Genomic DNA, 11,002 nt, shown 5'->3' with positions numbered 1-11,002 from the left:
GGTTACATACCCTCCACGGCATGCAGTGGTAGCGGCCCAGGCCAGGGCTCCCGCGCAAGGGCCGCCCCGCCGCGCCGGGAGCGTCCCCCCTCCCGCTGCGCGCAGCGCTGCAAGAGAGGGGGGAAGGCGCGCAGCGACTCAGGGGGGTGTTCAATGTTTTCCCCACTCGCGCTCATACGTATGCACCAGCGCCTGGTTCGACAGCCGGTTCACATCGGCTGACACGCGCGCCATGTCCAGCGGAAAGTCAAACAGCAGCGGCAGCGTGTCGGGGGCCAAAAACCGCAGGCCGGGCGGCAGCGCCTGCGGCATGCGCCAGGGCCGGTGGCTGGCGATGATGAAACCCCATTCGCCAAAGCTGGGCACATGCGCGTGGTAGGGCGCGGTGGACAGGCCCACCGATTCAATGGTCTGCGCCACCGTCCAGTAGCTCTTGCGCGCCACCAGGGGCGATGTGGTCTGCACCACCGCGTAGCCGCTGGCGGCCAGGCGGCGGTCCAGCAGGGCATAAAAGCTGTTGGTGTAGAGCTTGCCAATCGAGAAGTTGGTGGGGTCGGGGAAGTCCACCACGATCACATCAAAGGTGTCTTCTGGCGCGCCCTGCTGCAACCAGCCAAACGCATCGGTGTTGATGATCTTCACCTTGGGGTTCTGCAGCGCCTGGCCGTTGAGCTGCGCCAGGCGCGGGTTCTCGCTGAAGATTTTTGTCATCGCCGGGTCCAGCTCCACCAGCGTCACCGATTCGACCGAGGGGTACTTGAGGATCTCGCGCACCGCCATGCCGTCGCCGCCGCCCAGCACCGCCACCTTCTTGGGCGCGCCGTGGGCGGCCATGGCGGGGTGCACCAGGGCCTCGTGATAGCGGTACTCGTCGGCCTGCGCAAACTGCAGGTTGCCGTTCAGGTACAGCCGGTGGCCCGCACGGCCCTGGGTGACCACGATGCGCTGGTAGGGCGAGGCGGTGCTGAACACGATGCGGTCCTGGTAGAACTTGTCTTCGGCAAAGGTGGTGATGTGCTCGGCCCCGGCCAGCGCACCCAGCAAAATGCCCAGCACCATCACGCAGGCCGCCAGGTGTGCCTTCAGGCGCCGCAGCTCGTGCCGGAACAGCCACACCGCCCACAGCGCCACAGCCGCGTTCATCGCGCCAAACAGCAGCCCCGTGCGGATGAGCCCCAGGTGCGGCACCAAGAGCAGCGGAAACGCCATCGACACCACCAGAGCGCCCAGGTAGTCGAACGTGAGCACCTGCGAGACCAGGTCCTTGAGCGCCACATTGCGCTTCAAGATGCGCATGACCAGCGGAATCTCCAGCCCCGCCAGCATGCCCACCATGAACACCATGCCGTACAGCAGCAGCCGAAAAGCCCCCGGCGCGTACGCATTGGCCAGGAACAGCGTGGCGGGCAGCAGCCCGCCAATCAGCGCCACCATCAACTCGATGCGCAAAAAATGCGCGGGCAGCTGCCGCTCAAAGTAGCGCGACAGCCACGAGCCCACGCCCATGGCAAAAAGGTAGGTGCCGATGATGGTGCTGAACTGCAGCACCGAATCGCCCAGCACATACGACGCCAGCGCCCCCGCCGCCAACTCATACAGCAGGCCGCAGGCGGCCACCACAAACACGCTGGCGAGCAGGGCGATTTCGATGGGGCGGGGGCCGGTGGGCGGCTGCGGCTGCACGCCAGGATCGGGCAACGCCGATGGCACCTGGGTCACGCCAGCACCGGAGGGTGGAGCTTGGCGCACTGATAGCGCCCAGCATCGCGCAATAGCACGGGGGACGGCCCCGTGGCGGTGGCGGCGAGGCAGCCATCGGCGATTGCGATGCGGACGGCGGCATCGCCGAGCGACGTGCAGGCCTTCAGCCCGAACAGTTCATCGGTTCTGGCACCGCCCAGCCGGGGCGGGGCGTCCCATGGGCGGTGGTGGAGCAGGTTCCATTGGTGGAATTCGTTCATGGGGAGTGCGGTTGGGGCCTGGGTGCCGGGCGTGCGGATTTTCACACGCCGCGCCGGGCCCCTGCACACCGCCCCGCCTGGCTCAGAACTGGTAGTTGGCGCTCAGTAGCACGCTGCGGGGGGCGCCCGGCATGCTGGTGGAGCGCCAGTATTCCTTGTCCAGCAGGTTGGACAGTGCCAGCGTGACCGTCCAGGGCGCGGTGCGCCAGCCTACCAAGGCGTCCCAGCGGGTGTAGCCGGGCAGGCGCTGTGTGTTGGCGGCGTTGATCCAGCGTGCGCTGGTGTGGGTCACACCGAGTTCTGCATACCAGTGGCCTTGGGGGGCGTAGCGCACAAAGATGTTGCCGTTGCGCAGCGCGGTGTTGATGAGGTATTTGCCCACGTTGGCCGGTGCGCTGCGGTCTTCAACCACCTTGGCGCTCATCACCCCGGCGCCGCCGCGCACGTACCACGCAGCGGCCAGGCGGCCTGCGGCACTGAGCTCGACGCCGCGCGAGCGTTCTTTGCCGCGCACGGCCCAGTCGTTGGGGAAGTTGACGGCATCGGGCTGGTAGCGAATGTTGTAGTGCTCCAGGTCGTACACCGCCAACTGGGTTGACAGTGCGCCTGCCAGCCAGTCGCTCTTGACGCCCGCCTCCATCTGGCGGGAGTAGCGCGGCTCGTCGTCTTGCGCGCCGCTCACGCCCAGCATGCCGCGCCCGCCGTAGGGGGAGTAGCTTTTGCTGTACGAGGTGTAGATGCTGTGCTGCGCCGTGGGCTGCCACACGAGGCCCGCGCGCGGGCTGACGGAGTCGCCGCTGGCGGCGCGGCGGGCATTGGTGAGGCGGTTGAGGGTGTCAAAGTCGTAGCTGTCGTAGCGTGCGCCCACCAGCAGCTTCCATTGCGGCGCCAGGTGGATCAGGTCTTGCACATACAGGGCGCGCGATGTGGCTTCGTGCAGGTTGTTCTGGGTAGCGGCAGGGCGTTGCGCAGGTTTGGCGGGCCACACGGGGTTGTGGGGGTTGATGGTGGCGCCAAACGGCACGGTGCCATACACCTGGGGCTGGCGCTCTTCGCTGCTGTGCTCCAGGCCCATCAGCAGTTCGTGGCGCATGCCCGCCACGTCCACGCGGCCAGTGAGGTCCAGGGTGTGGGTGGTGGTCTTGTTGTTGGTGGCTTGCCAGGCGTAGTTCTGGCGCAGCTGGCCGCGGTAGTTGCAGGCTGCGCCGGTGGCGGTGCGCCCTGCGGTGTTGCAGTAGGTGCCGCCGAAGACGTGGTCAAAGTCCTGGCTGGCCTCGCGCTTGCTGGCAAGCCAGCGCAGGCTCCAGGCGGGGTTGAAGTCGTAGCTCAAGTCCGAGCGCAGTACCCGCAGGCGGTCTTGCACGTAGTCGTCGGGGTGGGCAAAGCCCTGGTGCGTAGAGACGCTGGCGGGCAGCTCGCCATACACAGGCCCCCGGTCGGGCACTCGCCAGACGTTGTCGTAGGTGTATTGCCCCGCCCAGCGCAGACCGGTGCGCGTGTCCACCAGGATGCTGGGCGAGATCATTTCGTTTTTGTTGCGGATGCCGCTGCGGAAGCTGTGGGCCTGTTCGCGGTCTGCCGTCAGGCGCACGGCGACGTGGGGGTTGACGACCTTGTTGATGTCGATGGTGCCGCCGTAGTTATCCCACGAGCCGCCGCGCAGGGTGACGCTGCTTTTTGCGTCGAAGCGGGCCTGCTTGCTGACGAGGTTGATGATGCCGCCGCCACCGCCACGCCCGTACAGGACGGAGCCTGGGCCTTTGAGGATCTCGATGCGCTCGACGTTGGCCGTGCTGCGGCGCACCTGGCCGGATTCACGGATTCCGTCGCGGTAGATGTCGCCCGAGTCGGCGCTGAAGCCACGGATGAGCACGCCTTCGCCGCGCATGTCGTAGTTGGTGTTCACGCCGGGCACGCCGTCGAGCATGGTGGCCAGGTCGTTGATGCCGTAGCTTTTATATTTGTTGACCTCCAGCGTGTCGATGGTCTGCGGGATGTCCTTGGGCGCCATGTAGGTCTTGGTGGCGGTGGTCACGCCCTCGGGGCGCACGTCATCCGCGTCGTATTGCGAGCCTGAGACGCTGATGGTGGGCAAGGCGGCTTCGCCCTGCGCCAAGGCGGGCGCTGCGATCATCAGCCCGGCCAGGCTCGCACCGATCAGCCAGGGCTGGCTGACAGCGGCGCGCTGACGTTGGGCCAGGGAGCGGTGGACGGTGTTGGATGGGGCTGCGCCAGGGCGGGGCGCTCTGAAGGCGGTGAGTGTGTGGCGGAAGGCGTTGGTGTCCATGTGTGCAATCGGTGGAGCACGCAGCGCACAAGCGCTTGCGACTCTTTACAAAAGCCACACATTTTAATGCAAATGATAACGATTCTTATTAAATTCCTTGCCAGCGAAACGGCGTTGGAAAAGCCCCTTGCCGGTGCGCGTAGAGAATGGCGCGCCGCGCGCTTTGGCACTGATTTACGCCGCCTTTGGCGCTAAATCTCGCCGCCTTTGGCACTGAATAGCCCAAACAAAAGCCGCCCGGAGGCGGCCTTTAAACCCGGCTACGGGTCTTTTCAATCGCTGGAGAGCATCGCAACGATCCTCTCCAGTTCCTCCTGAACACTTCCCAGATCGCCTGCATACCCCCAGTTCCTGGGCTTGTTAGCTGCCTTCTCGCTGTGTGTTGCCAGGCGGTTGTTCAGTGCCGCCAACAGGATGGAAATGTTGGCCTGCCTGGCTTGGTAGGCTTCCAAGGCGGTCGATTCCTGGTTTGCATCAATCAATTCGAGGCCGCTGGCGTTTTGGAAGGTGATCATTGAAGGCTCTTTAAAGTGGTGTTGCGATGAACCCAGTACCGCTCTTTAAAGCCTCGCCAGCAAGCCAAGCCAGACCGCCGTTGTCTGGCACTAGGCCAGCTTGAAGTTGCTGATCAGCACCTCGGCCGCCTCCTGCTTGCTGCTGCCGCTGATGCTGTACCGGGTCTTCACAGCCTCAATACGGAAGTCCGCAAAGGTCTCCCGCACCCCGGGGGTGTCATTCAGGCTCAGGATGAACTTGCCCTTTACCGCCCCCAGGAGGGCCGCCAAGCGCCCGAAGTCGTCCTTGCTGAACAACCCCTCGCCGTAGTCCTTCTCGCAGTCCCAATACGGTGGGTCAACGTAGAAAAACGTGCCCGGCTTGTCAAAGCGCTGAATGACCTGGTCGTAGGGCTTGTTCTCGATGAACACCCGTGCCAGGCGCAGATGGGCTTCGCTCAGGTCCTCCTCGATCCGCAGAAGATTCAACCGAGGCGCGCCGGTTGCCGAGATGCCGTAGGTCGGCTTCACGATCCGGGCGCCAAAACTGGACTTCGCCAGGTAGAAGAACCGGGCCGCCCGCTGTATGTCCGTGAGGGTGTCAGCGGGCGTTTTTAGGAACCGGTCGAACTCATCACGCGACACCAGCATCCAGCGGAACTGGGTGACCAGTTCGGCCAGGTGGAACTTCACGCACCGATAGAGGTTGGTGAGGTCCGAGTTGATGTCGTTGATGATCTCGACCTTGCTTTCCGGCTTTTTAAAGAGCACCCAGGCCGCGCCCGCGAACACCTCGCAGTAGGTCTGGTGAACCGGCATCTTCTCGATGATCCGGTCTGCCAAGCGGCTCTTGCCGCCCAGCCATGCCAAAGGGCTTTTTTGCGTCGTCATTGCACATTGCTTTGTGACGCTCGTGGCGCTCTGGTTGGGGGCTCTGCCCGCTGCGATCAGCGGGGCTGGCTCTCCAGTGGTTCAGGCACCCGCATCGCGGGCACTTGATCTCTACGATTCCATCGGCGCGGGCCAGCAGTTTCTGGCACCGTCCACATCTCACTTCTTGCATGTCGGCATCACCTATGATCAGCCCCGCCTAGCTAGGTGGCAGGGTCTTTGGTCGATGCCGTGCTCACTCACGGCAGAGGCGTTTGCAGGGGGTGTTAGCGCACCCACTGCACTCGCCCTGTCTTTTTTCTACCCCTCGGCCGACACGTACGTCAGCGTCGGTGCCCCCCCTTCAATCAAGCCAGCGCGCACAAACACGCGTTGCCCAGCCGTCCCCTCGCCCCGCGCCTGGATCACCCCGCCGCCTGGCAGCGTGATGATGGCCACGCCCCCGGCAATGGAGGTGATCTCGCCCACTTCCAGGGGCTGGTTGGGCATCAGCTCCATGAACTCCCGGTAAGCGTTAGGCATGGGTCTCGATCTCCAGCGTTTGGCGCAGGCGGGGGCGGCTCCAATCGATGGACGTGCTGCGCACGATGCCCATCACCGTGGATTCCCCGAGGTAGCGGATGAACTTGCCCGGCACGATCACCCCGGTTTCGGGCAGCACCTGCATGTTCAGCGTGATCCGCTCTTGCTTGCCGGTGTCCGACAGCTCGGCAATGCCCCGCTGCCGGTGCGCGTCCGGGTGGGTGATCAGCGCGTGGTTCACCTGGGGGGCGATCACGTTGCCCGGGGTGCCCGCCCGGGTGAATGGCCCAAACACCCCCGCACCGATGCCGCCCAGGAACACCCGGTTGTAGGCAGGCTTGTCGATGAACTCGGTGCCCTCCACCTCGGCCGCATGGGCAGGAATCTCAAAGTCTGGCGTGATGCTGCCCCAGTGCCAGGGCGCCAGTGGGTAGCGCGGCAGCACCCGCAGCGTGGCTGCCGTGTTGTGGGGCTGCACATAGCCGCCCGCAGCCCCTGCGATGTCGTTGATGGCATCGATGTAGTTGCCCTGCATCGCCCAGGCCCCAGCGGGCACATGCCAGTCTTCCAGGCCCCAATCCACCGTCCAGCCCATGGGCACGCCGTTCACGGTGAGCACGTCGGCCATGAGCTGCTGGGCCGTTCGGTCCACCAGGTTGCGAAACGACTGCTTGGGGGCGTCGGCCGAGCCCAGCACCGAGGCCTTGCCCTTGCCAGACACCGCCCAGCGCGTGGGGCTGAAACGGCGGTCCCGCGACTTGCCTTCCAGCCGCAGGCGGAACTCCACCCCGTTGACCAGCACCGACAGCTCGGCCGGATCGCCCGCGCTGTCGCGGCCCAGGTGGTTGGCCGCATCGTTGTGCAGTGAAGCTGTCCAGGACCAGGTCCAGGACTGGTGGTCCAGCGACATGTTGAAGCTGTGGGCATTCAGCTCGGCGCCCGTGTCCACCCGGTGCAGGGTGATGTTGTTGATCACGATGTAAGTCCTTCGAACGGGGACAACGATGGTTTCGCCTGGCTGTGGCCCCGGCCCATGGCCGTCACACACAAACACCAGGTGCGCGGGCAGGCTGCTGTCGGCCAGGTCTTCAAACACCAGGTGCGCAGGAAGCACGGGCACATAGCAAGGTGTCTCGATGGGCGGCTGCACTGGCGCGCTGACGCCTGGCGGCGGCTTGCGTGCCTCTTCATACCGCCCAGCAACCAAGCGAGACAGCGGCACCGCGCGGCCGAAGACGTCACGCACGGCGGCCTGGCGGTGCTGGGCCTCTTCAAACCGGCTTTGCACCAGGTGGCGCAGCCGGGTGGCGTCTTCAAACCGCTGCAGCACCGGGGGCGCTGCGAGCCGGTGGGCCTGCTGCAATCCCTGGAGGGCGATGGAGCGCAGGCGCGCGGCTTCTTCAAAGCGCTGCAGGGTCGGGGCGCTGCCCAGGCGTTGCGCCTGCTGCATGACCTGGCGCACCACAGCACCCAGGGGCTGCGCCTGCTGCCAGCGCGCCTGGTGGGGCGTGCCAACCGTGCGGGCGTTTTGCCAGTTGGCCTGCACTGCGGCTTGCACCGGCAAGGCCTGCTCGAAACGCACCTGGGTGCTGGCCCGCACGGGGGCCGCGTCCTGCCAGCCGTTGACGGTTGTGCAGGCAAGGGGCCGCTCCACGTTGACGTCGTACACCACGCCAATGCGCCCGCGCAGGCCGGTGATGGAGCCAGCAGCCCGCAGCCTGGCCGCCACGCGCACACCGATGCGGCCGCGCATGCCGGTGATGGTGCCCGCCGCATGCAGCTCGACCACGTCGGGCGTGCCGCCCCCGCCGTCGTCTCCAAATACGATCTCGACCGGGCCGCCCGAAGGGTTGGGCGCCTGGTCGAAGAGCAGATCGGTGCTTGCCACGCGCTGGCCCTTATGTCAGCGACGTGGTGCCCAGCACCACCAGGCCGCCCGCCTGCAGAAGCGGGCTGGCCTCGCCAAGCGGCGTGGTGCCACCGGCCACCCAGAAGTCGCCGCCGTTGGCTTCGTCCGTGACGCTGCCCTCGGTCACGATGTCGCCCGCGCCGTTGACCCAGAGGCCCCAGCGCGGTATGCCGGTGGTCAGCACCAGGGAGCCGCCCGGGTCGGCCACGTGCAGCACCAGCCCACCGCCCACGATGGACGCACAAGGCACTGCCAGCACGATCTCGGCCTGGGGCGTGTCGCCTGCTGCGCCATCCAGCGCCGCATGGCGGTCGGTGGTAAAAAGCTGCACCTTGCTCGGGCCAGGGCCAGCGTCGGCCAGGTCAATTGCAGCCTGCAGCTGGGCCAGGGCCGTCGCGGGGCCGATGCGCCAGGTGCCGCTCATGCCTGCACCTCGGGCACCAGCTTGCTGGCGGCCACCGGGCGGAAATTGCCCGCCAGGTCTTCGGCCAGGGTAAGAAACTGCTGGTTGGCGTCAATGCCCGTGAACTCAAACGCCCCCGTCACTGGATCGCTCCAGGTCTCGCGCACGGGCAACTTGCTGCGCTGGTGCTGCAGCACCACCCGGGCCTTGGTGGGCACGTTGGGCGTGCCCTTGATCTTGGTGGTGCCCCAGATGCGCGCCTGGCCGCCAAACTCGACGTCGCGGGCCATCTGCGCACGCAGCGCCCCCTCGGTGGAGAATGCGGGCACCGGGGCACTGCCAGCCAGCGCCGCAGCAAAGCGCGCCGGGCGCACCTGCTGAGCGCCTTGGATCGGGAACAGCAGGCGCGTGGGGCCGAGGCCTGGCTGAAACCCAGCAGGCGGCGCATACACGAACGGCGTGGCGCCGAAGTTCATCCGGCTGGTTGCAACGGCACTCGCGCCCGAGCCAAAGAATGCGTAAATGTCCCCACCGAGCCCGGAAGCCACAACGCCTGCGTCCACTCCGTCAAACCACAGCCGCAGCGTGCCCAAATCCATGTCCAGCACAAAGCTCAGGACAGAGAATGTCCCAATGGTGGGCAGCCCGGAGATAACCGCCTGGCCGCCGTGATAAAAGTCCTGGCTGTAGTAGCCCCAGCCATGCTCGTTGGCGCCTGGGTAAGCACCATATGTCGAAGAAAAGACCTCAACCGGCGCTGCTGCGGTCGCGATGCCGGGCATCGCATACGGGCTTAGTTCCGATGCCTCCCAATAGAACTTTTTTGAGGAACTACCGTACAAGCTACGCACTGCGGACATGTAGTGGTTGCTGCTGGCAAAAAGATCACCGTCAGAAAGCAAGATACCGCTGCCTTTGTCGGCAGGGTTCCAGGCTGTTGGAACTACGCCCGCTGCGGCGTCGGTGGCCCAAGTATTGGCACCGGGAAACAGCAGGCCGGTACCATCTGCCACATACACCCACCCCCGCTCATCGCTCCAATAAGCCAGCGAGAGCGACTTGGGCCAGCGCTGGGCGGATGCCCCAGCAGCCAGGCGCAGCCCATCCACCTCTACAGCAGCCCCCATGTCCCAGCGCAAAAAGAACCCAGCCGACGCTACGGCCTGAGCACTGAAACGGCAGCTGCTGCCCACGTTGTTGTCCTTGAGCGCAGCCAGCGTGCCCGCGATGGGCGCATGGCTGGCCGTGAGGGTGGCGGCGCCGTCCAGGCGCGTGGTGCCGTTAAGCAGCGCAACCTCTGCCAGCTCCAGGTCGTTCCCCCCCAGCATGAAGCCACTGAGCCTCCAAAACCGCGCGGCCATGGTCAGCGGCTCCAGGGGCCGGTGGTATCCAGGAACACGGTCCCAGCGGTCACAGCACCAGAGGGCGGTGCGGTGCGGATCGCCAGCAAGCGGCGCCCGGCCAGGTCGTCGGTGCCGTCCACGTTGCCGCCGTTGGCAAAGGCCGTGCCCAGATCTTGCACCGGGTGCAGCAGACCCGGCAAGGTGCCCCGGATGCCCTGCGCCACCAGCTCCAAGGGGCTGGTCAACAGGCCATTGTTGGGGCTGTTTGGATACGTGCCCCACGAATAGCCCGAGGTGCCCGCATAGGCATCTGCCGTGCTGCCGTTGTGGTGGGCGCCAATGCGCTGCGCGGCCACCGCCTGGCCGATGGCCGTGTGAGATCGCACAAAGTAGGCCCCCGCCCGCGCGCTGCGGTGCGAGTAGCCCACGCAGCCGTTGGGCACGGTGCTCACGTTGACCTGGTCGGCTTCGTTGCCGGTGACCAGGTAGCCATAGGCATCGCCGCTTTTAAAGCTGGCGAGGTCACCCGCGAACAGCACCGTGAACCGGCCCGTGCCTGCTGGGTCCACCGCCAGATAGAAGGCGCGCTCGTCGGCCACCAGATACCAGGCGCGCGCCGTGGCGTTGGCCGCGCTGCTCTTGGGCCAGTACAGGCCCCCGGATACCTGGGCCTCCAGTGGCGTGGTGCCGGGGCCGGTGGATGCGTCCGTCATGCTCTCGTGGGCGCGCACCCGGGCGTTGGTGGTGCCTGTGTCGGCCACGCGCAGCACGCAGCCCGAGGCCTCGGGCACGGTGGGCTTGAGGCACAACACGTTGGCGAGGGTGCCCGCAAACAGCTCTTGCCAGCCAGCAGCGGCCAGCTTGCTGGTGATGGTGCCGGTGGCCGCGCCGTTGGCAACGCCTGGGGCAGCAAACGTAACGCTGGAAGCCGTGGCGCTCAGGATGGGCTTTTGCCCATTGAGGGCTGTGGGTGTGGAGCCTGCGAACTGGCCCACGCTGCCCACGCGGAAGGGGTGAGAGCCTGCGTAGTTGGCGGTGGCAATGCCCGCATTGACGGTGAGCGATGCCACGGCCCCGGCACCGAAGCCATCGACCAAGCAGGACTTGAGGACGCTGCGCAGCGCGCCTGCAGAGCCAGACAGGACCGAGGCGCCGGTCATTGCGGAATCAAAGGTGTAGATCATGGTTGCGG

General features: G+C 66.1%; 11 protein-coding genes. All 11 read right to left on the bottom strand.

Going from position 1 to position 11,002, the window contains the following annotated elements:
• Positions 1 to 150: 150 nt before the first annotated feature.
• Positions 151 to 1,719, bottom strand: a complete 1,569-nt coding sequence (locus tag DBR12_RS03465; RefSeq protein ID WP_233244281.1) for a polyamine aminopropyltransferase — start codon at positions 1,717 to 1,719, stop codon at positions 151 to 153.
• Positions 1,716 to 1,961 (bottom strand): hypothetical protein, encoded by a 246-nt coding sequence (locus DBR12_RS03460; RefSeq protein WP_108615969.1) that lies wholly within the window; start codon positions 1,959 to 1,961, stop codon positions 1,716 to 1,718. Before DBR12_RS03460 ends, DBR12_RS03465 begins: the two co-directional genes overlap by 4 nt.
• An 82-nt stretch (positions 1,962 to 2,043) precedes the next feature.
• Complete coding sequence (locus tag DBR12_RS03455) at positions 2,044 to 4,248, bottom strand: TonB-dependent siderophore receptor (protein ID WP_233244280.1); 2,205 nt, start codon at positions 4,246 to 4,248, stop codon at positions 2,044 to 2,046.
• Positions 4,249 to 4,520: 272 nt separating this feature from the next.
• Complete coding sequence (locus DBR12_RS03450) at positions 4,521 to 4,763, bottom strand: hypothetical protein (protein WP_108615968.1); 243 nt, start codon at positions 4,761 to 4,763, stop codon at positions 4,521 to 4,523.
• Between the two features lie 90 nt (positions 4,764 to 4,853).
• Positions 4,854 to 5,612: a DNA adenine methylase gene (locus tag DBR12_RS03445; protein WP_255575903.1), complete on the bottom strand. Its 759-nt coding sequence runs from the start codon at positions 5,610 to 5,612 to the stop codon at positions 4,854 to 4,856.
• Positions 5,503 to 5,805, bottom strand: coding sequence for a Com family DNA-binding transcriptional regulator (locus DBR12_RS22510; RefSeq protein ID WP_233244278.1), 303 nt, complete (start codon positions 5,803 to 5,805; stop codon positions 5,503 to 5,505). The genes DBR12_RS03445 and DBR12_RS22510 overlap by 110 nt, the downstream gene beginning before the upstream one ends.
• Positions 5,806 to 5,933: 128 nt before the next feature.
• On the bottom strand, positions 5,934 to 6,155 hold the full coding sequence (locus DBR12_RS03435) for a hypothetical protein (protein WP_108615966.1): 222 nt from the start codon (positions 6,153 to 6,155) through the stop codon (positions 5,934 to 5,936).
• Complete coding sequence (locus DBR12_RS03430) at positions 6,148 to 8,043, bottom strand: hypothetical protein (protein ID WP_108615965.1); 1,896 nt, start codon at positions 8,041 to 8,043, stop codon at positions 6,148 to 6,150. The genes DBR12_RS03435 and DBR12_RS03430 overlap by 8 nt, the downstream gene beginning before the upstream one ends.
• Before the next feature lie 10 nt (positions 8,044 to 8,053).
• Positions 8,054 to 8,488, bottom strand: a complete 435-nt coding sequence (locus DBR12_RS03425; protein ID WP_108615964.1) for a hypothetical protein — start codon at positions 8,486 to 8,488, stop codon at positions 8,054 to 8,056.
• The gene (locus tag DBR12_RS22295; RefSeq protein WP_199226624.1) at positions 8,485 to 9,828 is read right to left on the bottom strand and encodes a hypothetical protein; all 1,344 of its coding nucleotides are present in this window, start codon (positions 9,826 to 9,828) and stop codon (positions 8,485 to 8,487) included. Before DBR12_RS22295 ends, DBR12_RS03425 begins: the two co-directional genes overlap by 4 nt.
• 2 nt (positions 9,829 to 9,830) lie before the next feature.
• On the bottom strand, positions 9,831 to 10,994 hold the full coding sequence (locus DBR12_RS03415; RefSeq protein WP_108615963.1) for a hypothetical protein: 1,164 nt from the start codon (positions 10,992 to 10,994) through the stop codon (positions 9,831 to 9,833).
• Positions 10,995 to 11,002: the final 8 nt, after the last annotated feature.

Origin of the sequence: Acidovorax sp. HMWF029, assembly GCF_003060895.1 — a bacterium.
Taxonomy (GTDB): domain Bacteria; phylum Pseudomonadota; class Gammaproteobacteria; order Burkholderiales; family Burkholderiaceae_C; genus Acidovorax.
This window is presented reverse-complemented; position numbering and strand designations above follow the sequence as displayed.